The 24,175-nt window shown below is 67.5% G+C and carries 24 protein-coding genes and 1 pseudogene; 12 read left to right on the plus strand and 13 right to left on the minus strand.

Features of this window, described 5'->3' with window-relative positions; all coding sequences use genetic code 11:
• Window positions 1-6 precede the first annotated feature (6 nt).
• The 7 genes and pseudogenes from JZ792_RS10280 to JZ792_RS10305 all read right to left on the minus strand — a co-directional run bounded on the left by JZ792_RS10280 (window position 7) and on the right by JZ792_RS10305 (window position 6,649).
• A complete protein-coding gene (locus JZ792_RS10280; protein WP_216909289.1) occupies window positions 7-1,077 on the minus strand; it encodes a glucosidase family protein in 1,071 nt (356 codons plus the stop codon).
• On the minus strand, window positions 1,064-1,795 hold the full coding sequence (locus JZ792_RS10285; RefSeq protein ID WP_216909291.1) for a class I SAM-dependent methyltransferase: 732 nt from the start codon (window positions 1,793-1,795) through the stop codon (window positions 1,064-1,066). Before JZ792_RS10285 ends, JZ792_RS10280 begins: the two co-directional genes overlap by 14 nt.
• Window positions 1,789-3,054, minus strand: a complete 1,266-nt coding sequence (locus JZ792_RS10290; protein WP_216909293.1) for a glycosyltransferase family 4 protein — start codon at window positions 3,052-3,054, stop codon at window positions 1,789-1,791. Before JZ792_RS10290 ends, JZ792_RS10285 begins: the two co-directional genes overlap by 7 nt.
• Window positions 3,054-3,926: an LLM class F420-dependent oxidoreductase gene (locus JZ792_RS10295; protein WP_254189618.1), complete on the minus strand. Its 873-nt coding sequence runs from the start codon at window positions 3,924-3,926 to the stop codon at window positions 3,054-3,056. Before JZ792_RS10295 ends, JZ792_RS10290 begins: the two co-directional genes overlap by 1 nt.
• A gap of 81 nt (window positions 3,927-4,007) precedes the next feature.
• Window positions 4,008-4,322 (minus strand): annotated as a pseudogene (locus JZ792_RS41930) (carboxymuconolactone decarboxylase family protein); the annotation flags it as partial.
• Entirely contained in the window at window positions 4,319-5,068 is a 750-nt protein-coding gene (locus JZ792_RS10300; protein ID WP_216909297.1) for an SDR family oxidoreductase, read from the minus strand. The gene JZ792_RS10300 and the pseudogene JZ792_RS41930, both read right to left, overlap by 4 nt.
• 114 nt (window positions 5,069-5,182) lie before the next feature.
• The gene (locus JZ792_RS10305; protein WP_216909299.1) at window positions 5,183-6,649 is read right to left on the minus strand and encodes an aldehyde dehydrogenase; all 1,467 of its coding nucleotides are present in this window, start codon (window positions 6,647-6,649) and stop codon (window positions 5,183-5,185) included.
• A gap of 387 nt (window positions 6,650-7,036) precedes the next feature.
• Between JZ792_RS10305 and JZ792_RS10310 the strand changes: the two genes are divergently transcribed.
• Genes JZ792_RS10310 through JZ792_RS10340 form a run of 7 tightly spaced genes read left to right on the plus strand, consistent with a single transcriptional unit; the run spans window position 7,037 to window position 13,695 of the window.
• The gene (locus tag JZ792_RS10310; RefSeq protein ID WP_216909301.1) at window positions 7,037-7,858 is read left to right on the plus strand and encodes an SDR family oxidoreductase; all 822 of its coding nucleotides are present in this window, start codon (window positions 7,037-7,039) and stop codon (window positions 7,856-7,858) included.
• Window positions 7,855-8,079: a ferredoxin gene (locus JZ792_RS10315; protein ID WP_216909303.1), complete on the plus strand. Its 225-nt coding sequence runs from the start codon at window positions 7,855-7,857 to the stop codon at window positions 8,077-8,079. The genes JZ792_RS10310 and JZ792_RS10315 overlap by 4 nt, the downstream gene beginning before the upstream one ends.
• On the plus strand, window positions 8,079-8,630 hold the full coding sequence (locus JZ792_RS10320; RefSeq protein ID WP_216909305.1) for a Cif family virulence factor: 552 nt from the start codon (window positions 8,079-8,081) through the stop codon (window positions 8,628-8,630). The genes JZ792_RS10315 and JZ792_RS10320 overlap by 1 nt, the downstream gene beginning before the upstream one ends.
• A gap of 5 nt (window positions 8,631-8,635) precedes the next feature.
• Entirely contained in the window at window positions 8,636-9,880 is a 1,245-nt protein-coding gene (locus JZ792_RS10325; RefSeq protein WP_308165240.1) for a hypothetical protein, read from the plus strand.
• A 16-nt stretch (window positions 9,881-9,896) separates the two neighbouring features.
• Window positions 9,897-11,513: an acyl-CoA synthetase gene (locus JZ792_RS10330; protein ID WP_216909309.1), complete on the plus strand. Its 1,617-nt coding sequence runs from the start codon at window positions 9,897-9,899 to the stop codon at window positions 11,511-11,513.
• On the plus strand, window positions 11,513-12,613 hold the full coding sequence (locus JZ792_RS10335) for an NAD(P)H-dependent amine dehydrogenase family protein (RefSeq protein WP_216909311.1): 1,101 nt from the start codon (window positions 11,513-11,515) through the stop codon (window positions 12,611-12,613). The genes JZ792_RS10330 and JZ792_RS10335 overlap by 1 nt, the downstream gene beginning before the upstream one ends.
• Window positions 12,610-13,695, plus strand: coding sequence for an S-(hydroxymethyl)mycothiol dehydrogenase (locus tag JZ792_RS10340; RefSeq protein WP_216909313.1), 1,086 nt, complete (start codon window positions 12,610-12,612; stop codon window positions 13,693-13,695). The genes JZ792_RS10335 and JZ792_RS10340 overlap by 4 nt, the downstream gene beginning before the upstream one ends.
• Window positions 13,696-13,783: 88 nt before the next feature.
• Here JZ792_RS10340 and cyp51 read toward each other — a convergent pair whose 3' ends face one another.
• A complete protein-coding gene (cyp51, locus tag JZ792_RS10345; protein WP_216909315.1) occupies window positions 13,784-15,148 on the minus strand; it encodes a lanosterol 14-alpha demethylase in 1,365 nt (454 codons plus the stop codon).
• A 308-nt stretch (window positions 15,149-15,456) separates the two neighbouring features.
• Between cyp51 and JZ792_RS10350 the strand changes: the two genes are divergently transcribed.
• The gene (locus tag JZ792_RS10350; protein ID WP_216909366.1) at window positions 15,457-16,584 is read left to right on the plus strand and encodes an MCE family protein; all 1,128 of its coding nucleotides are present in this window, start codon (window positions 15,457-15,459) and stop codon (window positions 16,582-16,584) included.
• Window positions 16,585-16,796: 212 nt separating this feature from the next.
• Window positions 16,797-17,693 (plus strand): SDR family NAD(P)-dependent oxidoreductase, encoded by an 897-nt coding sequence (locus JZ792_RS10355; RefSeq protein ID WP_216909317.1) that lies wholly within the window; start codon window positions 16,797-16,799, stop codon window positions 17,691-17,693.
• Between the two features lie 5 nt (window positions 17,694-17,698).
• On the opposite strand, the gene JZ792_RS10360 is transcribed toward JZ792_RS10355, so the two are convergent.
• Together JZ792_RS10360 and JZ792_RS10365 are read right to left on the minus strand one after the other, a co-directional pair.
• Entirely contained in the window at window positions 17,699-18,457 is a 759-nt protein-coding gene (locus tag JZ792_RS10360; RefSeq protein WP_216909319.1) for a class I SAM-dependent methyltransferase, read from the minus strand.
• A 10-nt stretch (window positions 18,458-18,467) separates the two neighbouring features.
• Window positions 18,468-18,746, minus strand: a complete 279-nt coding sequence (locus tag JZ792_RS10365; protein WP_216909321.1) for a cold-shock protein — start codon at window positions 18,744-18,746, stop codon at window positions 18,468-18,470.
• An 830-nt stretch (window positions 18,747-19,576) separates the two neighbouring features.
• Here JZ792_RS10365 and JZ792_RS10370 point away from each other — a divergent pair.
• The 3 genes from JZ792_RS10370 (at window position 19,577) to JZ792_RS10380 (ending at window position 22,059) form a co-directional block, all read left to right on the plus strand.
• A complete protein-coding gene (locus tag JZ792_RS10370; protein ID WP_216909323.1) occupies window positions 19,577-20,092 on the plus strand; it encodes a hypothetical protein in 516 nt (171 codons plus the stop codon).
• A 275-nt stretch (window positions 20,093-20,367) separates the two neighbouring features.
• Window positions 20,368-21,027, plus strand: coding sequence for a DUF8020 domain-containing protein (locus tag JZ792_RS10375; protein WP_216909325.1), 660 nt, complete (start codon window positions 20,368-20,370; stop codon window positions 21,025-21,027).
• 237 nt (window positions 21,028-21,264) lie between these two features.
• Complete coding sequence (locus JZ792_RS10380; protein WP_216909327.1) at window positions 21,265-22,059, plus strand: hypothetical protein; 795 nt, start codon at window positions 21,265-21,267, stop codon at window positions 22,057-22,059.
• 531 nt (window positions 22,060-22,590) lie between these two features.
• Here the strand turns inward: JZ792_RS10380 and JZ792_RS10385 are convergent.
• From JZ792_RS10385 to JZ792_RS10390, 3 genes are all read right to left on the minus strand, one after another.
• A complete protein-coding gene (locus JZ792_RS10385; RefSeq protein WP_216909329.1) occupies window positions 22,591-23,085 on the minus strand; it encodes a DUF6764 family protein in 495 nt (164 codons plus the stop codon).
• 315 nt (window positions 23,086-23,400) lie between these two features.
• On the minus strand, window positions 23,401-23,523 hold the full coding sequence (locus JZ792_RS42625; protein ID WP_256461402.1) for a hypothetical protein: 123 nt from the start codon (window positions 23,521-23,523) through the stop codon (window positions 23,401-23,403).
• Between the two features lie 165 nt (window positions 23,524-23,688).
• Window positions 23,689-24,018: a hypothetical protein gene (locus JZ792_RS10390; protein ID WP_157978895.1), complete on the minus strand. Its 330-nt coding sequence runs from the start codon at window positions 24,016-24,018 to the stop codon at window positions 23,689-23,691.
• Window positions 24,019-24,175: the final 157 nt, after the last annotated feature.

A 24,175-nucleotide genomic window follows, 5' to 3' on the forward strand; every position in this document is an offset into this window, starting at 1 on the left:
CCGGATTCAGGCGATGACGTATCCGGCGCCCGTCGACGCGACCCCGGCGACCGCGTCCCGGAAGACGGCGTCGCGGAATATCCCGTTGCCCGGCGTAGCGCGCGACAGGGCGTCGGCGGCGAGTACGACCGCGGCGCCGGTCCACGTCGTGCGCTCCTCCGGCCAGCGTTTACCGTCGGCGAACACGAGTCCGGTCCAATAGGAACCGTCGGCTTCGCGCAGATGCTGCATGGCGGCGAACAGATCCAGCGCGCGTGCGCGCTCGTCGAGGCAGTCCAGCGCCATGACCAGTTCGCAGGTTTCGGCCCCGGTCACCCACGGCCGATCCGAGACGCAGCGGATGCCGATATTGCCGACAACGAAATCCCGCCACCGCGCCGCGATCCTGGCCCGACCGGCGTCACCGGTGATCGCCCCGCCGAGGATCGGGTAGTACCAGTCCATCGAGTAGCGATCCTTGACCGCGAAGACCTCCGGGCGCTGCCGGATCACCGAACCCAGTCGCGCGCGGGCCGATTCCCAGTCGGGGCGTTCGATGCCGAGCGCCCCGGCCAGCGCCGACGCGCAGCCGATGCTGTGGTGCATGCTCGAACATCCGGTCAGCAGCGCCTCGTCGAAGATTCCGTTGTCGTCACGCGCCCAATAGATCTGGCCGTGTTCACCCTGGAGTTCCAGGACGTAATCGATGGCGGCGCGCACCGTCGGCCACATCTCGCGCGCGAAGTCGGTATCGCCCGTGCACAGCAGGTGATGCCAGACACCGGTCGCGATATAGGCGCAGAAATTGCTCTCGGTACCGGCGTCCTCGATGACCCCGAGCCGGAACTGCCTCGGCCAGGAACCATCGGGCCGCTGCGTCGAGGCCGACCACCGGTAGGCGGCTTTCGCCTCGTCGAGGAGTCCGGTCGCACTGAGCGCCATCGCCGATTCGATGTGATCCCACGGATCGGTATGCCCGCCGCCGAACCACGGGATGGCGCCGGAGGGTTCCTGTTCGGCGGCGATGGATTCACCGGTCCGCAGACTCTGCCGCCTGCTCAGCACCCCGGGGACGAACGGCAGTTCACGCCGCGACACGGTCGACCACCGGTTTGCTGAAATACAGCGCGACGCTCTTGCCGACCAGTGGGTCGAGCAATTTCTCCGCCAGCCGGGTGGTGCGCGGCCTGCCCATCATGTCCCAGACCAGCAGTCGGTGATAGGCGCGGACCAGCACGTGGTCGTCCTTGCGCACGCCCACAGCGCATTTGAGCCACCAGTACGGCGCGTGCAGCGCGTGCGCGTGGTGGCGATGGGCGAAACGCACACCGCGCCCGCCGATCTTGGCGCGCAGTTCGTCGGCGCGATAGATGCGGACGTGACCGCCCTCGTTGCTGTGGTATTCGGTCGACAGCGCCCAGCAGACCCGTTCGGGCAGCCAGCGCGGCACCGTCACCACGAGCGTGCCGCCGGGGCGGAGCACGCGGATGAGTTCGGCGATGGCCGCGTCGTCCTCGGGGATGTGCTCGAGGATCTCCGAGGCGATGACGCAGTCGAATTCCCCGTCGGCGAACGGCAGGGCCAGCGCGTCGCCGCACACCGTCCGCGCCGCCGCTCCCGCCGGGACCTCCTCGGCCTCGGCCATGGCCCGCAGCATCAGATCGACCCCGGACAGTTCCTCGGCGTCCTGGTCGAAGGCGACGATGTCGGCCCCGCGGCGGTAGGCCTCGAAGGAGTGACGGCCCGCGCCGCAGCCGACGTCGATGACGCGGGTCCCTGGGCCGATGCCCAGACGATCGAAATCGACGGTCAGCACGACTGTCCTCCTGCGGTGTCGTCGGAGCGGGCCGAACGACGGTCGATGGCCCGCTGGTAGACCTGCGCGGTCTGGGCGGCCACCGATTCCCAGCTGAAGACCGACACCGCGCGCTCGCGGCAGGCGATCCCCATGCGGGCCCGCTGCTGCGGGGTGTCGAGCAGTCCGCCGAGCGCGCGGGCCAGTTCGAGGTGGTCGCCCGGCTCGATGAGTTCGGCGCACACCCCCGGTTCGCCGACGACCTCGGGCAGCGCGCCGGTCCGGCTGACGACCAGCGGTGTCCCGCTGGCCATCGCCTCCACCGCGGGCAGCGAGAACCCCTCGTACAGCGAAGGGATACAGGCGATTTCGGCGGACCGGAGCAGTTCGGCCAGTTCGAGATCGGTGAGCCCGCTGCGGACGGTGACGATATCGGAGAGACCGAGTTCGGCGATCGCCTTCTCGGTGGCCCCGTTCGGTTCCAGTTTGGCGACCAATTGCAGTTCCACCGTGTGGGTCACCCGCAGCCGTGCCAGCGCCTGGAGGAGATGGTTGATCCCCTTGAGCGGTTTGTCGGCGCTGGCCACCGCGACGATCCGCCCGGGATGGCGCGGCCCGGCGCCCGGGGTGAACAGTTCGGTGTCCACACCGAGCGGCACCACCTTCAACTGCTCGGGCGCGATCTCGAAATCGGCGACGATATCGGCCGCCGACGACGACGAGACGGTCAGCAGATCCGGAATCCGGGTCGCCACCCGCCGCTGCATCCCCAGGAAGCCGTACCAGCGGCGCACGAGCGGTTTCTTACGCCAGATCGCGGCGGCCAGATCGACCTCGCGATCCTTGGTGATCGGGTGATGGATGGTCGCGACCAGTGGCAGCAGCTGTTGGATGTCGAGCAGTCCCGAGCCGAGGCACTGGTTGTCGTGGACGACGTCGAACTCCCCGGCCCGCGCGCGCAGCAGCCTGGCGGCCCGCAGGCTGAACGTGCGCGGTTCGGGGAAGCCCGCCGTCCACATGGTCGCCAGTTCCAGCAGATCGATCCGGTCGTGGATCTCGCTCGGGCGCGGTGTGCGGAACGGGTCGGGATCGCGGTAGAGATCCAGGCTCGGTACCCGGGTCAGCCGCACCCGATCGTCGAGATCCTCGGGATAGGGCGGACCCGAGAAGACCTCGACCTCGTGACCGAGTTCGACCAGCCCGGTGCTCAGCCTGCGGATGTAGACACCCTGGCCGCCGCAGTGGGCTTTGCTGCGGTAGGACAACAAAGCAATGCGCACTAGGGGGTTCCTCCGTCGGCGGGCAACTCGATATCGGGCAGTTTGCCCGACAGCCGATCCAGGTATGCCCGCACTTCGGAATCGGATTTGTCCGGCAAGCCATACAGTACGTCGGTGACCCCGGCCTCCGCCCACTCCGACAGGCGCGCTTTATCCGGTTTGAGATCCAGCGCGACCACGCGCGGACGCCCCTTCCGACCGGCCTCACGCCAGATACGCTGCAACGATTCGAGTCGAGCTGTGACATCGGTTTCGCCCGGCGTGGTGATCCAGCCGTCCGCCGATTCGGCGATCCACTGGAAGGTGCGCTCGGTCCCCGCCGCGCCGATCAGGACCGGCACCGACCGTTGCGGCGGCTTCGGCCACGCCCAGCTGAGGCCGAACTGGACATACTCCCCGGAATAGCTGGCCTCGTCCTCGCTCCACAGCGCGCGCATGGCCTCCAGGTATTCGCGCAGCACCGTGCGACGCTTACCCGGCGGAACACCGTGGTCGGTGAGCTCGTCGGTATTCCACCCGAATCCCGCGCCGAGGACGACGCGACCGCCGGACAGGTGATCGAGCGAGGCGATGGTCTTGGCCAGGGTGATCGGATCGTGTTCGACCGGCAGCGCCACCGCCGTCGCGAGTTCGATGCGATCGGTCACCGCCGCCGCCATCGACAGCGCGACCCACGGATCGAGGGTGCGCATATACCTGTCGTCCGGCAGGCTCGCGTCGCCGGTCTGGGGGTGGGCGGCGTCGCGGCGCACCGGGATATGGGTGTGCTCGGGGACGTAGAAGGAATGGAAACCGGTCTGCTCGGCCGCGCGGGCGGCCGCGGCCGGGGTGATGCCGCGGTCGCTGGTGAACAGCACGATGCCGTAGCGCAGCCGATCGCCGGTGCGCACCTTCTTCTTCTCCTTGCCGACGATCGAGCCGACGACACCGTCGAGCGCGGTGCCCTGCGGCCAGCCGACGTAATGGCACAGGAACAGGGCGGCCTCGCGCAATTGCGTCTCGTCGAGTTCGCCGTTGCGATAGGCCGCGCCCACCTGGATATCGGCGACATCGAAAAGCCCCTGCGCGGCGAGCGCGCCGAGCAGCAGCAGGCGACGGTCACGCACCGACAGCGCGGGACGCGACCAGATGTCGGCGAAGAGATGATCGGCGGTGACCGCGAAATGCTCGCCGGGCCCGTCCCGGAATTCCCAGCCGTAGACCTGGGACATCTTGGCGAGTCCGCGCTTGCGGACCTCGGAGATCTCTGGGGGCGTGTTGTCGGTCATGAGCGGAAGATCTGTCCGCCGTCGATATTGAAGATCTGGCCGGTGACCCAGCCCGCGTCGTCGGACAGCAGGAACAGGCAGGCGCCGATCAGGTCGTCCGGTGTGCCCATGCGCTTGAGCGGCAGGCGTTTGACCATGTCGTCGACGATGGATCCCGGGGTGACGTTCTTGGTGGCGTCGGTGTCGATGGGGCCCGGCGCGATGGCGTTGACCCGGATGTTGTTGCCGCCGAGTTCGGTGGCCAGCTGTTGGGTGAGCCCGTTGACGCCCACCTTGGCCAGTCCGTAGAAGCCCGAGTACAGCCAGGCGGCGGTGGAGGACTGGTTCACGATCGACCCGCCCTTCTTCCGCATATGCGGCCAGACCGCGCGGGTCACGTTCAGCGCGCCGTCCATGTTCACGCTCATGAACTTCTTGTAGTAGTCCCACGGCACGGTGAGCAGGAGATCGAGTTTCATATCCCCGTAGATGGCCGCGTTGTTGACCAGATGGTCGATGCCGCCGAATTCGGCGACGGTGAATTCGGCGAGCGCGACCGCGGATTCGGGATCGGCGACATCGACCCGTGCGAAGACCGCGGTGCCGCCCGAGGCGACGATCTTCTCCGCGGTGGCCGTGCCGACTTCGGCGTTGAGATCCGCGACGACGACCTTGGCGCCCTCGGCGGCCAGCGCAGCGGCGTAGGCGGCCCCGATGCCCTGGGCCGCGCCGGTGACTATGACGGATTTTCCGGTGAAACGAGACATGTACCAGCTCCTGCTGATCGGTGATGCGAACGAATGGGTCGTACCGGGACGAACCCCGGCGATGAGCCGGTTACCCGGCTGTGGCGAAGTGCCGGATCATCCGGCGGTGGCGATTCATCCGGCGGTGGCGATGAGTTTGGTTTCGAGGTACTCCTCGAAACCGGCGACACCCATCTCACGCCCGTTGCCCGACTGTTTGTAGCCGCCGAACGGCGCGTCGGCGGAATACCAGATGCCGCCGTTGACGCCGAGGGTTCCGGTGCGGATGCGGCTGGTCACGTGGTCGATTCGCGCGGGATCGGTACCCCACACCGAACCGGACAGCCCGTAGGGGGAGTCGTTGGCGATGCGGATGGCGTCGTCGTCGCCGTCGTGCGGGATGACGACCAGCACCGGCCCGAAGATCTCCTCGCGCGCCACGGTGGACCCGTTGTCGAGATCGGCGATGAGGGTGGGCTCGATGAAGAAGCCGCGGTCGAGTGCGGCGGGCCGCCCGCCGCCGACCACGATGCGTCCGCCTTCGGCGCGGGCCAGCGACAGGTAGTGCTCCACGCGGGCGCGCTGGGCCGAGGAGATGAGCGGTCCGCAGATGGTGCCCGGTTTTGTGGGGTCGCCCGGCCGGATGCCGCCCATGGTCGCGGCGGCGGCCTCGATGGCCTGTTCGTAGGAGGCCCTGGGGACCAGCAGACGGGTGGTGAGCGCGCACCCCTGTCCGGCGTGCACGCAGACCGAGAAGGCGGCGAATCCCGCGGCCGCGGCGATATCGGCGTCGTCGAGGATGACGAACGCGGATTTGCCGCCGAGTTCGAGGAAGGTCTTCTTGAGCGTGGCGGCGGCGTTGGTCATGACCGCGCGGCCGGTGGCGGTCGAGCCGGTGAAGCTGATCATGTCGACCCGTGGGTCGCTGGTCAGCGCGCTGCCGATCTCGTGGGCCGAGGAGGTGATGATGTTGACCACGCCCGGCGGGATATCGGTGTACTCGGCGATGATCGCGCCGACCGAGGTCGCGCACCACGGGGTGTCGGGTGCGGGTTTCAGGACGACGGTATTGCCCGCTGCCAGGGCGGGGCCGAGTTTGGCGAAGTTGATCTGGTGCGGGAAATTCCACGGCGTGATCGCGCCGACGACGCCGATCGCCTCGCGTCGCAGCACCCGCGAACTCTTGATGCCCATCGGCGACGCGGTGCCCAGATCGGTCTCCCACGCGTAGCTTTCGGCGAGTCCGGCGGCGTATTCGAGATCGTCGACCGGACCTTCGAGCTGGGGGCCGCGCGTCAGCATGAGCGGCGCGCCCACCTCGGCGATGGTGATCTCGCGTAACGCCTCGGCATTGGCCTGCAACGCGGTGCGCAGTTGGCGCAGGCAGTGGGCGCGGAAGGCGTGGTCGCGCGACCAGTCGGTGTCGTCGAACGCGGTGCGGGCGGCGCCGATGGCCGCGTCGAGGTCGGCGCTGTCGGCGTCGGCGGCATGGCCGAGGACTTCCTCGGTGGCCGGATTCACTGTCTCGAAGGTGCCGCCGCCCCCGGGCCGCAGCTCACCTCCGATGAGGAGCTGCGAACTATCGGCGGTCAGAAGGCTCATGAACTACTCCCACAGTGTCTGGACAGGTGTACGGAATATAGTCCGGACGTTTAGGGGTATGCAAGAACATGTTCTTGTTGCGCAGCGTATCGGCATGGGCGGCACCGTGAATTCTCGTCCGCGAGGGCCGTGCCTGTTCCATGATGAATTCGGACGGGTCGTGGAAATTCTCCACTGATCCCCGTTGTCCTGGATCATGGTCGGTGATACCGTCCAGACACATGTCCAGCTACGTGTCTCTGGGGCGTTTCTTCGGGACGTCCGCGGTAGGGAACGTGTTATCTGAATCGGGGTGCGCGCGATGACAGCCGACTCCTCGGAGCCGTCGATAGTCGACCCGCACGACCACCTCTGTCACGAGGATCCGTACACCATGGAGGCCGGGTAATGCCACGTTTCGAACCCCATCCCGCGCGCAGGCCGGTCCTCGTCGCGGGCGCGTCCTCCGGCATCGGCGCCGCGACCGCCGTCGCGCTGGCCGCGCTCGGCCATCCCGTCGCGCTCGGCGCGCGCCGGGTGGAGGTCTGCGAACAGATCGCCGAGGGGATCAGGGCCGACGGCGGCCAGGCGTTCGCGCACCGACTCGATGTCACCAGCGGCGAATCCGTCGACGCGTTCGTCACCGCCGCCGAAGCGGCGAACGGACCCACCGAGATTTTGGTCTCGGGCGCGGGCGATATCGAATTCTCGCTGATCGAGGCGATGGATCCCGAGCGGTTCCTGCACCAGGTGCAGGTGCACCTGGTCGGCGCGCACCGGATGACGCACCGCGTGCTGCCGGGCATGCTCGAGCGCAGACGCGGTGACGTCGTGCTGATCAGCTCGGACTGCGCCCCGACCCCGCGTCCGCGCACCGGCGCCTACAGTTCGTCCAAGGCGGCCGTCGAGTCCATGGGCCTGCAATTGCGGATGGAGTTGGAAGGCACCGGAATACGCGCCTCGCTGGTGCGTCCGGGCCCCACCCAGACCGGCATGGGCATGCAGGCCGACGCCGAAGTCGTCGGTCCACTGCTCGAGGACTGGGTGCACTGGGGTTTCGCGCGCCACCCGTATCTGCTGCGGGCCGCGGATATGGCGGCCGCCGTCGTCGCCGTGGTCACCGCCGCGCGCGGCGTGCACATGGCCCTGGTCGAAGTCCAGCCGGAAGCTCCGCTGCGCGAACGGGTCACACCGCCCGCGCCCGCCGAAGCGGTGGGGACCCCGTCGTGAAGATCTCCGTGGACACCGATCTGTGCCAGGGCCACGCGGTCTGCCAAGCCGAAGCCCCGACCGTCTTCGCCGTGCCCAAGCGCGGCCACGTCGAAATCCTCGACGCCACACCGGGTTCCGAGCTGAGCGCCGATGTCGGGAACGCCGTCCGTTACTGCCCCACCCAAGCTCTCTCACTCGCCGACGACGGCGACGTCTCCTCCCCGAAAGGTACCGACTGATGCCCGATTTCGACCGCGCGGAACTCGACGAGATGATCCAGCGCTGGATCACCGAGAATCAGCGCTGCGAGGAGAAAGGTGACTGGAAGCCGCTGGCGCAGATGTACACCGTCGACGCCACCTACGGCTGGAACTACGGTCCCACCCAGGAGTTCATGGCGGTAGGCCGCGACGAGATCCGCGATATCGCCCTCGGTCAGGAAATGGACGGACTCGAGGGCTGGACCTACCCGTACCAGGACTTCGTCGTCGACGAGCGCAGCGGCAACGTGATCGGCCTGTGGAAGCAGGTCGCCGACGCGCGGCGGCCCGACGGGCGCAATTACACCGTCGACGGGATCGGGGGCAGCTGGTTCCGCTACGGCGGCGATTTCCAATGGTCGTGGCAGCGCGACTTCTTCGACTTCGGCAATGTCTCCGCCCTGTTCATGGAGATGATCACGGCGAACGCGCTGTCACCGGGGATGCACAAGCGCATCGAGCGCTCGGTGTCGACCAAGCGACTGCCGGGCTGGTACCGCATCGGTGAAGCGCCGGTCGCGCTGTGGTGAACAACGTGCCGACCAGCAGATACCAGGGCCTGTCCCGGGCCGACCTGGCGATTCTCGTGCCCGAACTGCTGCTGTGCGGACATCTCATCGACCGCTCCGGCATGGCGCATTCGATCGGCGCGTTCGGTCGCGAGGGGATGGCCCAGATCGCGATCGAGGAATGGCAGACCGCCAGCCCCGTCTACACCCGTCGCATGCAGCGGGCGCTGAAATTCACCGGCGACAGTGTGGAAACCATCTTCAAGGGGCTCCAGCTCGATATCGGCGCCCCGCCGCAGTTCATGGATTTCCGCTACCGCGTAGACGATCACGATCACGGCGAATTCTGGCTCGATCACTGCGGCGCGCTCGCCGATGTGGAACCGATGGGCGAGGAGTTCGTCGTCTCGATGTGTCACGACATCGAGGATCCGACTTTCGACGCCACCGCGCTCGCCACCAACCCGTACGCGCAGGTCCGCCCGATCCACCGGCCGCCGCGTCGGCCCGCCGATCGGCGCCCGGTCTGCGCGTGGACCGTCATCATCTCCGATTCGCATGTGCCGCCGCCGGTTCCGCCCAACTCGGAACTGGTCGCCGGGTCGGTCGCGGCCGGGGTGGAATTGCCTGCCGTCGACCCCACGTCGGAGGGCATGTCCGATTACTCGGGCCCGCTGCTGAGCGATCTGCGTTTCCCGGATTTCTCACAGTCCGCCCTGGTACGCATGGCCGAAGAGGTCTGCTTGCAACAGCACCTGCTCACGCTCGGGTTCATGATCGCGGTCCGCTCGCGTGCCGACGCGGATGCCGCCGCCGAGATCGGCCGCAAGCAGTTCACCGGCATCGCGGGACTGGCCTCCGAACGCATCCGCAACAGCCTGCGTCTCGGTGACGACGTCGCGGCGCTGGTCCAGGTGCTGCGCCTGCATCCGGCGTTGAATCCGCTGTCCTACACGGGAATCGAGATCACCGATACGCCCGGTGCGGTGCAACTGCATGTGCCGAACGACACCGGCGCCCATCGTGACGGCACCTGGCCCGCCATGCTCACCCCGGACCACCCGGGCCCGCTCGAGGCGATGGTGCGCGGGGTGAACCCGCGATTCACGCCGCGGGTCATCTCGGCGTCACCGGACGGTTTCACCGTCGAGATCACCCTCGGCGACAAAACCTTCCGCGAGGCGTCGGAGGTGGCGATCACCCGGTTCAGTACCGGCGCCGATTTCGCCTTCACCGATCGTGGTATCCCGCTGCCCCTGACGGTCGTGTGACCGGAGATGAAGTGATATGGCCGAGAATTTCGCCGATCTGTTCGAACACGCCGTCGACGCGATGCCCGAGCGGATCGCGCTGATCCACGAGGATCGTCGGGTCACCTTCGCGGATCTGGACGCCAGGGCCAACCGGCTGGCACACCACCTCGCGAGCGTGGGTGTCGGCAACGGCACCCACGTCGGATTCCAGATGCACAACAGCGTGGAGACCATCGAAACCCTGATCGCCTGCTTCAAACTCGCGGCGGTCCCCATCAACGTCAACTACCGCTACGGCGCGGCGGAGTTGTCCTACCTGTACGAGAACTCCGATATCGCGGTGCTCGTCCATCACGCCCGCTACCGCGAGGCGGTCGGGCAGGCGCGGTCGGCGGCGCCACTGCTGCGCTACGTGATCCAGGTCGACGACGATTCCGGCGCGGGCGTGCCCGACGCGGAATCCGGTGTCGCGCATTACGAGACCGTCATCGCGACGGGGTCACCCGCGCGTCCGGTGATCGACCGCGGCGGCGACGACCTCTTCATGATGTACACCGGCGGCACCACCGGAATGCCCAAGGGCGTGATGTGGCGTCAGGAGGACATGTGGCGGGTACTCGGCGGCGGTATCGACTTCTACTCCGGTGAACCCGTCGCCGACGAATACCAGCAGTCGCGCACCGGTGCGCAGGGCGACCCGAGTACCTGGTTCGTCCTGCCGCCGCTGATCCACGCCGCGGCCATGATGCCGACCTTCGCGGCGCTGTGGTCGGGCAACGCGGTGATCCTGTCGCCGAGGTTCGAGCCGGGAGCGGTCTGGAAGGCGGTGGCGACCCATCGGGCGCACGTTCTGGTGATCACCGGCGACGCGATGGCCCGTCCGTTGCTCGACAGCTACGCGGCGGAACCGGTCGACACCTCCTCGCTGCTCGCGATCGCCTCCGGCGCGGCACTGCTGTCGCAGCCGGTGAAGAACGCGCTGCTCGAACAGTTCCCGTCCTCGGTGGTCTCCGATTCCATCGGCTCGTCCGAAACCGGTTTCGGCGGAATCGGATTCGCCCAGAAGGACGACGATCCCGCGCGCGGTCCGCGTGTGCAGACCGGCCGCGGAGCCGTGGTCGTCGACGCCGACGGTGTGCCGGTCGAGCCGGGTGCCGAGGGCTGGCTGGCCAAGAAGGGCGCGGTACCCATCGGGTACTACAAGGACCCCGTCAAGACCGACCGCCTGTTCAAAACCGTCGACGGCGCGCGCATCGTGGTGACCGACGATCGGGCCCGCTCCGAACTCGACGGCTCGATCACCCTGCTCGGTCGCGGCAATATGGTGATCAACACCGGCGGCGAGAAAGTGTTCGTCGAAGAGGTCGAGGGCGTCGTGAAATCGCACGACGCGATCTACGACGCCGTGGTCGTCGGCGTCGCGCACGAGCGGTGGGGGCAGCAGGTCGCCGCGGTGGTCTCGCCGGTCGGCGCCGAACCCGTCGAATTCGCGGCCGTGCTCGCGCACGTGCGCCGCTATCTGGCCGGATACAAAGTGCCCAAACAGATCTGGGTCACCGAAACCATCGTGCGCTCACCCAGCGGCAAACCCGACTACGGATGGGCCAGGAACCACGTCGCCGCTCGTCCGCCGGATCACCGGGAGGACTGATGCCACGGGTGATCCAATGGGCGACCGGCGGCCTCGGGCAGGCCGCGATCGGCGCCGTCCTCGACCACCCCGACCTCGAACTGGTCGGTGCGTGGGTGCACAGCCCGCACAAGGACGGCCGCGATCTGGGTGAACTGATCGGCCGCGCGCCGATCGGAGTCCGGGCGACCACCGATATCGACGCACTGCTCGCCATCGACGCCGACTGTGTGCTGTACAGCCCCTTCATGGCCGATCCCGCGGTACTGCGGGCGATCCTGTCCTCGGGCAAGAACGTCGTCACCCCGCTCGGCTGGTTCTATCCGCGCGCCAAGGAGCGCGAACGGTACGACTCGCTGTGTCGTGAGGCGGGAGTCACGCTGCACGGCACCGGAATTCATCCTGGCGGTATCACCGAGCGGCTGCCGCTGGTGATCTCGGCGCTGTCCGGCTCGGTGACGGCGGTGCGCGCCGAGGAGTTCTCCGATATCCGCACCTACGCCGCGCCCGAGGTGGTGCGGGACTGGATGCTGTTCGGCGCGACGCCCGACAAGGCCGCGGCGAGTCCGATGGTCCAGATGCTCGCGGGCGGCTACAGCCAATCGGTCTGGATGATCGCCGACGAACTCGGGTTCGACCTCGATCCGGATCTGACCGTCACGCACGACATCGCCGTCGCCACCGCACCGATCGACTCGCCGATCGGGGAGATAGCGCCCGGTCACGTCGCGGCCCAACGCTACCGCTGGCAGGGCACCGTCGACGGAACACCGGTGATCACCGCCGCGGTGAACTGGTTCATGGGGGAGGAGCATCTCGATCCGCCCTGGAGTTTCGGCCCGGCGGGCCAGCGCTACGAGATCGAGATCGTCGGCGATCCCGGATCGACGACGACATTCACCGGAATGCACGGGCACGTGTCCGATCCGACCGCGACCGATCCCGGCATCGTCGCCACCGCGATGCATTGCGTCAACGCGATTCCCTACGTCGTCGCGGCCGAACCCGGCCTGCGCACCTATCTGGATCTGCCGCCGGTGGCCGGGCGTGCCGCGGCCGGGTTGCACCGCTCCCGGCGTGACCCCGTCCGATCCGCCGTCGAGACGAAAGGCTCTACATGACCTACGAAGTGCGCGGAGTGGTAGCCCGGGGAAAGGGCGAACCCGTCTCCGTCGAAACGATTCTCGTACCGGATCCGGGGCCGGGTGAGGTCGTCGTCGATATCGAGGCGTGCGGGGTCTGCCACACCGACCTGCACTACCGCGAGGGCGGGATCGGCACGGACTACCCGTACCTGCTCGGTCACGAGGCGGCCGGAATCGTGTCCGCGGTCGGTCCCGGTGTCACCGAGGTGGCCCGGGGCGATTACGTGATCCTCAACTGGCGCGCGGTCTGCGGGCAATGCCGGGCCTGCAAGCGCGGTCGCCCGTGGTACTGCTTCGACACGGCCAACGCCACCGGCGTGATGACACTCGCCGACGGCACGCCGTTGAGTCCCGCGCTCGGCATCGGGGCGTTCGCCGAGAAGACCCTGGTGGCCGCCGGGCAGTGCACCAAGGTCGACCCGGCGGCTCCGCCGCAGGTCGCGGGTCTGCTCGGCTGCGGTGTCATGGCCGGGCTCGGCGCGGCGCTCAATACCGGCAATGTCTCGCGTGGCGATTCGGTGGCCGTCATCGGCTGCGGCGGTGTCGGCGCGGCCGCGGTCCTCGGCGCGTCGCTCGCGGGTGCGGCGAAGATCATCGCCGTCGACCTCGACGAGCGAAAACTGGTGACCGCCGAGGGACTCGGCGCGACCGATACGGTGCACGCGGGCTCGGGGGACGTAGTGGCCGCTATTCAGGCGCTGACCGGCGGTTTCGGTGCCGATGTCGTGATCGACGCGGTGGGCAGGCCCGAAACCTACACCCAGTCGTTCTACGCGCGCGATCTCGCGGGCACGGTGGTCCTGGTCGGAGTGCCGACGCCGGAGATGTCGCTGGAACTGCCGCTGTTGCACCTGTTCGAGCGCGGCGGCGCGTTGAAATCGTCGTGGTACGGCGACTGCCTGCCGTCGCGGGATTTCCCGATGCTCATCGACCTGTTCCTCCAGGGCCGACTGCCGCTGGACGCCTTCGTCACCGAGACCATCGGCCTCGACCAGGTCGAGAACGCCTTCACCCGGATGCATAACGGTGACGTGCTGCGTTCGGTGGTGCTGCTCTGAATCGTCACCCGAGCGGGTCGCCCTCCGAGAATTCTCGGAGGGCGATCACCGCTGTCGGCGCTGACCGCGACGCGCGGTCGCACATCGGTCAGGCTTCCTCGGTGCGTCGTCGGCGGCGGTAACGGACCGTGCACGGCTTCTGCAACTGCACCACCATCTTGCTGTGATCGTTGCGGTAGCTCTCCGACGGCTGTGTCATCTCGAACTCCCAGTCCCGCAACAGAATCGAGAAGATCGCCTTGAGCTGCATGAGCGCGAAGGCCGCGCCGACGCACCGATGGCGGCCCGCGCCGAACGGAATCCAGGTCCACCGGTTGATCAGATCGGCCTGGTTCGGATCGATGTAGCGGCTCGGATCGAAGCGGTCGGGTTCGGGGAAGTCCTCGGCGATCCGGTTGGAGATCGCGGGGGTGGCCGCGACCATGTCGCCGGGGGCGATCCGATGCCCGCAGACGTCGAATTCGCCCTGGGCGATGCGCATCAGGATGATCAGCGGCGGATGCAGGCGCAAGGTCTCCTTCAGCACCGCCTCCAGCTGCGGGATCTGGCGCAGCGCGTTGAAACTCACCTCGGAGCCGTCGGCGTAGAGCTCGTCGAGTTCGGTGACCACCGACTCCAGCACTTCGGGATGGCGCAGCAGTTCGATGATCGACCACGCCGCGGTCCCGGAGGTGGTGTGATGCCCGGCGAACATCATCGAGATGAAGATGCCGGTGATCTCGCTGGCGCTGAAACGCGGATTGCCGTCCTCGTCCGGCACCGACACGAGCACGTCGAGCATGTCGCGATCGGCCTTGGTCGCGGGCGGCTTGGCCTTGCGTGCGTCCATGATGCCCTGGACCAGCGCGACCAGTTCCACGCGCGCCTCGTCGCGGCGGCGGAAACTCTCGATCGGCGCGTACGGATCGACGTAGGCGAGTGCGTCGGTGCCGCGCTCGAGGTCGTGGTAGAGGTGCGCGAACCGGTCGTCGAGTTCGTTGCGGAACTTGGTACCGATCAGGCACGCCGAGGACGTGTAGATGGTGAGTTCGGCGAAGAAGTCGAGCAGATCGATCTCGCCCTCGTCATCCCAGCCCGCCAGCATCTGGTCGACCTCGCGGGCGATGGTCGCGGCGTGCCCGCGCATGTGTTCGGCGCGTAGTGCCTGGTTGTGCAGCATTTCCTTGCGCCGCTCCGGTGGCGCGTCGAAGATGACGCCCTCGCCGAAGATGGGTTTCATGAAGGGGTAGGCCGCGCCCTGGTCCATATCCTCGTCGCCGGCCCGGAAGAAGAATTCGTTGGCTTCCGCGCCGGACAGCATGATCACGTGGCGACCGGCGAGTTCGAAGGATCCGACGTCGCCGCATTCCTCGCGGACGCGACGCATCAGGGCGATGGGGTCGACCCGAAATTCCTCGAGGTGGCCGTGTTCGTGCTCGCCTCCGGACACCCGCTTCGGTTTCAGCAGAGTCATTGGATTCCTTCCCCAAGCTTGCTGTCCATACATATGATGGACACGTGTCTGGACAGTACTATGGCTGGCTGGGCGCGGGCAAGGGAACCGTGGGAGATCCCGCTACGGATCGATGGTCCCCCCAACGAACCGAAGGCGTGCGCGAAACAGCCCGTCGCGCGTCGTTCTCCAAGAGGTGAGCAGTGAATTCACAACAGCACATCGCGTCCGACACGCAGGTCGAGCGTCCGCGTCCGTCGACACCGCCTCGGCAGGGGTGGGCGCGATGGCTGTGGTCGGCACTACGGCTCAAACTCGCCGGGTTGGCGATGATCCTCACCATCGTCACCGTGGCGGTGCTGGCGATGGTCTCCTTCGCGGGCGGTTTCACCTCGACGGTCGCGGTGACGGTCGAGGCGCCGCGTAGCGGTCTCGTGCTCGACCCGGACGCGAAGGTACGTATGCGCGGTGTCGAGATCGGCCGGGTCGCCTCGATCGACTACCGGGCCGATCGGGTCGCGCTGCGACTGGCGATCGATCCCGACGCGTTGCGCAGGGTGCCGGCCAACGCGCTGGTCGAGATTCGCTCCACCACCGTGTTCGGCGCGAAGTATGTCAATTTCGTCGCGCCGCCCGCGCCTACGTCGGCCTCGCTGCGACCGGGTGCACTGGTGCGGGCCGAGTCCGTGACGGTGGAGTGGAACACCCTGTTCGAGCGATTGTCGGCGGTCCTCGCCCAGGTCGAGCCCGGTCGGCTCAACGCCACGCTCGCGGCCCTCGGCACCGCGCTCGAAGGGCGGGGCGACACCCTCGGCGAATTGCTGACCAGAGCGGATTCGGTGCTGCGCGAGATCAATCCGAGTCTGCCCGCGTTGCAACGGGATCTGGCCGCGACCGGGCAGGTCGGCGATCTCTACGCCGACGCCGCGACCGATCTGCTGCGCACGGTCGACAACGCGACGTATACGAGCGCGACCGTGGCCGAGAACCAGCAGCGGCTGGACGCGCTGTTGCTCGATCTGATCGGACTGGCCGACACCGGCGGGAGCGTCCTCGCGGAGAACGAGCGCTCCTCGAGCACGGCGCTGGATCTGCTGCGTCCGACCGCCGCGCTGCTCGACGCCTACTCGCCGGTGCTCACGTGCGTCATCGTCGGAATCGCGCAGGTCATGCCGGACGCCGAGGGTTTCGTCGGCGGTCTGCAACCGGGTGCCGCGTTCAACACCAATTTCATGTTCCCCGCTCCGTCGTACAAGTACCCGAACGACCTGCCCAAGGTGAACGCGACCGGCGGTCCGCACTGCGACGGCGTCGTGGATCCGGTGCGCGGCAGCCATTCCGACTACCTGGTCACCGATACGAATCAGGGCGCCCCGTACGTGCCGCCGACGGTGAACAGCCCGAAGACCCCGCTGGTCTTCGAGATTCTCTTCGCCGGTGTCGATTCGGGTTTCTGACTCGGCGACAGGGCCGGCGCCCCTGTTCGGTCGACAGCCGAGCGGGATCCCGCGAATTGTTTCCGGTCCAGGGGATACGGCTGACACGAACTCATCGGAGTGATAGTGTCTGGACAACTGTCTGGAACAGTGTTCATGCCGGGATCGTCGGCGAAAGCCGTTCATACCCCCGCTGTCCGAACGCTGCCGTGTGAATCGAGTGGAACGATCGAATGACTGGTCAAGGTGTGCTGTGGGGGCGCGGGGCAGTGGTAGTGGGCGGCAGTAGCGGCATCGGGTTCGCCGTCGCCGCCGCACTTGCCAAACAGGGCGCGGGGGTGGTCGTCAACGGACGTAACGAGGCCGCCGTCGAACGCGCGGCCAACGCGATCCGCATGTCGGGCAACCGCGTCGTCGGTGTCGCGGGCTCGGCGGCCGACGAGGTCGTCGCGGACAAACTGGTGAGCACCTGCGCCGCCACCTTCGGCGCCATCGACATCCTGGTCAATTGCGCGGGAGCGGCCGAACCGCCCGCGTCCTCGATACTCACCGTCAAACCATGGGAATGGCGCGCGCTGCTCGATTCGCATCTGACGACGGTGTTCAACACCTGCCGTGCCGCCGCGCCGCGCATGGTCGAGCAGGGGCGAGGATCGATCATCAACACGAGTTCGTTCGCCTATCTCGGCGACTACGGCGGGACCGGGTACGCGGCGGGTAAGGGCGCGGTGACCAGCCTGACCCTGGCGATGGCCGCCGAACTGCGCGAGTACGGCATCCGGGCCAATATCGTGTGTCCCGGCGCGAAGACCCGTCTGTCGTCCGGACTCGCCTACGAGGCGCGGATCCTGGACCTGTATCGCCGAGGCATACTCGACGAGGTCGCGATGGGCGGCGCGCTCGATGCTCCGCCCGCAGAACACGTCGCGCAGCTCTACCTCTACCTGGCCTCGGAGAAGGCGGCCGATGTCACCGGCAGGATCTTCATCGGCGCGGGCGGTTTCATCGGGCGATTCAAACGCCCCAAGACCGCCGTGCTCGGCTACCGCGACCACGCGGAATCCCCGCCGTGGAGTCTCGCGGAGCTGCACGACCTGATCGACGAGAACGCGTCGAACAAGGCCGGTTGACACCCTCAGCGGCGTCGGAACGCCCGCAGTCGGCAGGGAACGCCGACATAGGTCGGATGGTGGGGAGCGGCGCCGATCTCGGTCCACTTCTGCGTGAGCGTGGCATGGAAGCCCCGGGAGGCGGCGGTGGTCTCGTCCCCGGCGTAGATCAGCAGATCGCCGTCGTAGAAGTCCAGCGCGGTCTGGGCCATGGCCGACTCGCGCGGCGGATGGACGAGCAGCAGCGCGCGCTGGGCGTGCAGGCAGGCGTCGGCGGTATTGCCGAACGCGACATCGGTCCACATGTGGTCCCACGTCGCGGATTTGTTGTCCACCGCGATCACGTCGGCTCCGGCCTGACGCAGTTGCCACGCCCAGTAGCCGCTGCCCGCGCCGATCTCGAGCAGATCGTGCCCGGCCGATATCTCGCGGATCCAGGAGATGTCGGCGGGGGAGGGTATCGACGACGCGTAGGTGCGTACCAGCAGGTCGCGCACGGAATCACTGAACGCGACGGCCCAGCGATCGCCCGGTTCGACACCCGCGCGCGGCATCAGGCGCAGGAACCGCCAGTACGGGTCGTCCGCGGTGCGGTCGCCGACACCGTTGTCGGCGGGGGTTTCCGCGAGCCGGGGAAACGGCGCCGCTTCCCACTGCTCGATCAACTTCCGCTCGATGAGCGCCAGTCGTCGATCGACGGGTTCGGAATCCGGTGCGGGGCTGGTCGCCACATCGAGACCAGCCGTTCCCGGGAGTGTCACCGGATCGGGCACGCCGGTGCGCACGGGCGCGCGCTCACGCGCACCGCGCCTGCGCTGCCGCGGCTTCGTCGGTATCGGTGACCAGCGGTGTGGGTGTCGACTGGAATCGCACGCCGCTCGGCTGGACCTGCTGTGCCTGCGGGCCCTTCATGCCGACGACGACCCGGAAATCGACGGGGCAGCCCTCCTCGATCAGATGACGGAACTCGTCGGGGATGTCCTTGCTCTCGACGAGCAGATCGGCGCTGCCGTCCGCGGCGGCGATGAAGCCGAAATGCTTGGTCTCGTCGAACCATTTCACCGTGCCCTGCATGAATACTCCTGACGTGTACAGAGACATGACTTCGGAAATCGGAGCGGTCTATCTGTGTTCGGGGGTAGTTCGCGTGGCTCACGGTCACGGATTGCTCAGGTGACCCGCCCTGTCGGTGACATCTCCTCGGACAACAGTTCCGAGTGTCGATCGAATCCCGCGGTGCAGCGTTGAAGGTACGCCATGCGCGAGCGGTGCCGCTTATCCCGGCACCGGAACGCGGTGGCGCTCGGATTCCGTCGGTATCGCAATCGGTGTGCCGTCCCTCTCGAATATCGGCGGTGATCGTGGAACGAGTGCTCGTCAAGACGTCGATCGAGGTGGGGCGCGGTGTTACGCCCGGGGAGCGAATGGGGGAGTGCAGCGGGCAATCGCCTTGTGCGAGTCGCGATTTTCAGGATTCGAGTCTGTTCGGTCCGGTCGTCGTGGACCTGAGGGCTGATTCGATCGGTCCCTCGCGGATCCGCGGAAACGGTTGCTGATAACCGACCGGTTGGCATGACGCAAAGCATCGGCTACCGGAAACAGTGTGCCGAAAAATTTGATTGATATCAATCCGGTAAATCCGTGATCTGCATGGATCTGCTCGCTAGAGTCCACGGCTATGACCGACGGATATGGCGGCGCGTGCGATGGCACCTCCGTGTGCGATCCACTGGCAACCGAGAGCCGTGGTCGTGGTGGCCGCTGTGTAACGGTGCGGCGCCACTGTCGAAGAGTCAGAGCGATCGTGCATACGAAAACGGGAACCTCCTCCCGTCCGCCTCGGCGACGACCGATCCGCGAGGCGATATCGCGGAGGTGTTCCCGCAACTTCACGGAGGTACGGCATGAGAAGTGAACAGGTAGCCTGGGCCGATCTGCCGCCCATGTACGTCCAGCAGCAGGCGAGCGAACGCGCCACGTCGCAGGAGGACGCCGAATTCGCCGCCCGTCTCGACGGGCTGATCACCGCCTGGGAGTCGGGGCACGGCCGCCCGCTCCAATATCGTTCGCTGGTCGAAGCGCTGGCGCACAAGGGGCAGGTGACCTCCGCGTCCTACGTATCGATGCTGCGTCGCGGGCACCGCCGCCATCCGCGGCCCGAACTGGTCGAGGCGCTCGCCGAATTCTTCGACGCCGACGCGCACTGGCTCCGCACCGGAATTCGCCGGGGGGAGCGGCGCACCGATGTCAGTGCCGTCGCGACCGTCTCGCACTACCCGCTGCGGCGGCTGCTGCTCGCGGCCATCGACCTGTCTTCACCGTCGTTGTCCATGCTCGCCGATCTGGCCGAGCGGATCCGGCCGGGCGACGCCGACCTGCCGACGCTCCGGCACACGGCCCGCCTGACCGACGTGTCGTAGTCGGGCATTTCACGAGGTAGCAGGGGGATCCACATCCGATTCGCGTCGTATCACCGATTTCTGTTCGGCCGTATAACTTGGGGTAAGCCAACTTTCGGTACGTGAGTGTCCGCGTTTCCCGACGTTTGCTCGGGCCGATCACCTATTTCTCCCCGACGAGCCGTTCACTCGATAACTGCTGTGGTTTTGTCGTCGCTCGGAGCGGCCGAACCCGGCCGTGGACTGCGTCGGCCCGATGTCTCGGGCCGCAACCACGAAATCGAGAAGGATACTTCGTGATCGAAATCTCGCGTATCGCGTCGGTCGCTTGCGCTGTGGTCGCGGTGGTCGTACCGGTGACCGCGCACGCGGAAGAATCCGTCGACCGTGACATCGAATACAAGATCACTTCGTCGGATCACCTTGTGAAAACCACACTTACGGGCGGGACCTTCGTCATCGAAGACGACCACCGCGCCTTCACGGTGCTCGATCGCACCGGCGCGCCGGTCGTCCGCGTGCCGACGCGATTCACGATGGGGGACAGGGAGGTGACGGCCGAACCGGCGCTGGGTGCGAATGGAACCGAATTGCGGTTGGTCCCCGGCGCGCCGAAGCCCTCCACCACGCCCGTTGTCGAACCCGTCGCTTCCCCGCTCGAGGACAACGCCGCGTTGAACGAGTTCTCAACCCGGTTCGGTCTCGCCACCGCGATCGGCGCGATGGTCGGCAGTGCGGCCGGACTCGTCGTCGGATGTATCTTCGGCATGCCGCTGTTCGGATTCGGATGCCTGGCGGGCGCGGCGGCGGGAGCGGGACTCGGCGGAATACTCGGAACGATCGCCGTCGGTGGTCCGGTTATGGTGGTGGCGGCGGTAGAGTTGCTCAGCACGCTCAACGCTCCCGCCGGTTCGAGCAAATGGGCGCAGAACTATTATCTCCAACCGGCGAATTAGTCTGTCCGCCAACCCTCTCTGTCGGTAGCATGATCGCGCTGATATCGGGTGGCAACGGTGATTCGCCCTCGCACTTTCAGCGTTCGATCGACCTACCTCGTCGGAGCCGGTGGTTTGCTACCGAATTCCGAAGCGTTTCGCAGTGCCGCACAGGGCGGTTCGGAGTGGCACGGGGTGAGGATGCATGGATATCGACCCACCAGATCCATTTTTTCGATGTATCAGAGAGGTTGAGTAATGCAGGGAAATCGTGACACGGCGGCCCGCCGGACATTGGCCGCTCGTGCGGCGGTCGTGGCGTTCGCCGGCGTGGCGCCGGTGCTCGCACATTCCGTGGCGACGGCCGCGCCGATCGAGGGACCGGGCGCGGGCACCTCCTACCTGACATCTGGTGACGAATCGGCCTCCGCCCGGGACGGCTCGTACACCGCGGTCGCCGAACAGGTGCTCGACGCGCAGACCGCGCGCAACGACCTCACCCACAAACGGCAGGGTCCGTCCGCGTTCGAGATGGTCCACGTCGACCCGGGCCAGTTGCGCGTCCCCGATATCTTCGCCATGGCGCCCCCCGTCGCTCCGATCGAAGCGCCGCAAGGCCAGGTCCGCATCGGGACCATGCAGGTCGGTGTGCCGGACTGGATTCCCGCCGAGCCCATAGGTCAGGTCAACGACGCCGCGGCGGGCGCCGAGGCGGGGCTCGCCCAGGTGCTCGACTCGGCCGGTTTCGACCCCGGCCGGTCGGACCGCATCGCCGCGAACGTCCTCGGTTCGGCGGCCATCGGCGCGTCGGTCGGTTCGACATTGGCCAGCCCGATCGCCGCGCCGGGCGCGGTCATCGGCGCCGTCTCCGGTTTCATCGCGGGCACCGTGTTCGCGCCCGCCGGATGGTTCGTGCTGACACCCGTCGGCGCCGCCATCGGATACGGCATGGTCGCGGCGCCGTTCATGCTCGTCGGCGCGGCGGCGGGCGCCGTCGTCGGCGCGGTCCAGGGGTATACCGACAACACGCCGGTGATGCCGCCCGTCCAGTAGTCGTCCCGCCGCAGGGCGGGACGTGGTCGCTACCGGGGTGTGCATCGAAATTGCGTCATATGAGGCGTGGGCACCCGCGGTCGTGGACACGCCCGCACCTGCCGGGCGGATTCTGAACAGTTGGCCCACGCGGCCTCGACGTTGTACTTCGGCGCTACCGGACCGACGAGGACACAGTCGGACCATGCGCGCTTCTTCGAGCAGCGGCCGACCCACGTACCCCTACTGTCCCGCGAGAAGTCCTCGGCGGCTGGTCCGCCGGGCCGTGCCGGGGTGTTCGGGATGCGCTCGTGTTGCGGCACCGCTGGGCCGGGTCCAAGCCGTACCGGGTTCGGTGCACACGTCGAGTTCCCGCTCGGCCGACGAACCGGTCATCCGGTTCGTCGGCCACCGAGGAGGGAGTGCGGCGGTCGTGCGTCCGCGACCGCCAGGTTTCCGATAGGCAGGCGTCGGTGCTTTCGTCGCGCGACGCGTCTGTCACTTGATGCACCAGCTGCGTGAAATAACCACGTCACCAAAGACTTTCGGTATCTACCTGACCGACAGGCAGCCCTGCAAGGTTTGGAAATCTCCGGCGAATCCCACACCGCCGGTGCAGGTCGGCGCGGCCGTGCCGGGGACCGTCACCGTCGCGCCCGGTCCCGCGATACCGATGGCGAGTCCGGGCCGTACGCCGGCCGTCGTCACCGTCGCGCCGGGGCCGAGCGCGATCGCCGCGGGGCCGGACAGCATCGTCGACGTCGATGTCGCGACGCCGCCGTTCTGGGCGATAGCCAGCGACAGGCTCGTCGGGCCCGCGTCGGCCGAGGCGTCGCCGCCCAATCCGTACGCGGCCGCGGCGCCGCCCGCGCTGGTGGCCGAACAGCTGGCCCCGTCGGCGTCGGCCGCGGTGGCGCTCGTGCCGGGAGCCGGACATGCCGTGGTCTCCGCGTTCGCGGTCGCGGTGCCGAGTAGACACAGGCCGATTGCCGCGGGGGCGGCGGCGAGTAACGCGGCAGCTCCTCGGCGGGTGAGGGAAGTCTTCATCGCAACTCCTGCCCGCGACCCCGCCGGTCGACGGATCGGCCGATGCGGACCGCTCGCCCACGGCGATCACGGGAACTCGATCATGCGGATATCGGTGTGCCGCGCCGACGCATCCCGGCGCCGCACCATCCACGGTAGTCGCTATTCGATGCAATTTCGATGCATCCGGCAAATCGGACCCGGACCCGAGGCGGGGCCGGAACCGGGTATCGCTGTTCCGCACGAGCGAGACGGCGGCGCGAAGGCGTTTTCGCCGGGAATCTCGGCGTCTCCGGGTTTCGGAAATTCGCTACTGCCCGAAACCCCGGCGGGCTACTATCTCTCGAGATGCTCACCCGGCTTGCCGTAGGTGAGCATCGCCATTTTCCGGATCCTCGGGAGCACCCACCCGGCCCCCGGCGACTTGCCGCCGACGATCAACGACACCGAGCCTGTCACCTCGGTGCTTCCGCAACGGTCAGCAAGCGGTTCTCGCTCGTGTACGAGGAAATCCGTTCGGGTGATCCTCGACCGACGGTGACGGTCATGTATCGGCACCTACCGCACCTGCCTCGGGAGCCACGTCCCGGTCTCTGGCCGGTACCCGTCGTCGAGCATCGAATGTCAGTGCACGCGGGCGCGAATCGAATCGGCGTGCGCGCGCAGCGCGGCGGGCAGGTCCGCCAGATCGACGGTATCGGCGCGGTGTTCGATGACGCACGCCTGCGCCCATACCGCGAGGCTGTATCCGATACCCGCCCGTTCGAGCAGCAGCAGCGTGCGGGCCAGCGGGTCGATGCCGACGCGCACCGCGAGTTCGTCGAGGGCTGCCGCGATCTGAGCGCCGGTGCCGCTGTGACGCGCCCGCCACCACAGATGCCTGCTCGCGGGCCACGTCAATTCCACCAAGCAGTCCAGCTGCTCGGCGGGATCGGATTCGGGCCGTGTGACCATCGGAAGCATTTTGTCCCGTGAGCCGTCGATAGGTGCTCATCTTCGGGATCGCACGGCGTTTCCTGTCCGAAAACCGCTTCGGCGTGCCGCGCCGATCGGCGATCGGCGGCCGATATCGAAGACCGGTCCGGTTACTATCCGGAAAACTCGTTCAGGG

The organism is Nocardia noduli, from assembly GCF_019038455.1.
Lineage (GTDB): Bacteria > Actinomycetota > Actinomycetes > Mycobacteriales > Mycobacteriaceae > Nocardia > Nocardia noduli.

Coding starts and splice junctions, on each gene's coding strand:
- JZ792_RS10300 (WP_216909297.1), bottom strand. CDS start 5,068: ATGTCTCGTTTCACCGGAAAATCCGTCATAGTCACCGGCGCGGCCCAG.
- JZ792_RS10305 (WP_216909299.1), bottom strand. CDS start 6,649: ATGAGCCTTCTGACCGCCGATAGTTCGCAGCTCCTCATCGGAGGTGAG.
- JZ792_RS10310 (WP_216909301.1), top strand. CDS start 7,037: ATGCCACGTTTCGAACCCCATCCCGCGCGCAGGCCGGTCCTCGTCGCG.
- JZ792_RS10320 (WP_216909305.1), top strand. CDS start 8,079: ATGCCCGATTTCGACCGCGCGGAACTCGACGAGATGATCCAGCGCTGG.
- JZ792_RS10330 (WP_216909309.1), top strand. CDS start 9,897: ATGGCCGAGAATTTCGCCGATCTGTTCGAACACGCCGTCGACGCGATG.
- JZ792_RS10335 (WP_216909311.1), top strand. CDS start 11,513: ATGCCACGGGTGATCCAATGGGCGACCGGCGGCCTCGGGCAGGCCGCG.
- JZ792_RS10340 (WP_216909313.1), top strand. CDS start 12,610: ATGACCTACGAAGTGCGCGGAGTGGTAGCCCGGGGAAAGGGCGAACCC.
- cyp51 (WP_216909315.1), bottom strand. CDS start 15,148: ATGACTCTGCTGAAACCGAAGCGGGTGTCCGGAGGCGAGCACGAACAC.
- JZ792_RS10350 (WP_216909366.1), top strand. CDS start 15,457: ATGATCCTCACCATCGTCACCGTGGCGGTGCTGGCGATGGTCTCCTTC.
- JZ792_RS10355 (WP_216909317.1), top strand. CDS start 16,797: ATGACTGGTCAAGGTGTGCTGTGGGGGCGCGGGGCAGTGGTAGTGGGC.
- JZ792_RS10365 (WP_216909321.1), bottom strand. CDS start 18,746: ATGCAGGGCACGGTGAAATGGTTCGACGAGACCAAGCATTTCGGCTTC.
- JZ792_RS10370 (WP_216909323.1), top strand. CDS start 19,577: ATGAGAAGTGAACAGGTAGCCTGGGCCGATCTGCCGCCCATGTACGTC.
- JZ792_RS10380 (WP_216909327.1), top strand. CDS start 21,265: ATGCAGGGAAATCGTGACACGGCGGCCCGCCGGACATTGGCCGCTCGT.
- JZ792_RS10385 (WP_216909329.1), bottom strand. CDS start 23,085: ATGAAGACTTCCCTCACCCGCCGAGGAGCTGCCGCGTTACTCGCCGCC.
- JZ792_RS10390 (WP_157978895.1), bottom strand. CDS start 24,018: ATGGTCACACGGCCCGAATCCGATCCCGCCGAGCAGCTGGACTGCTTG.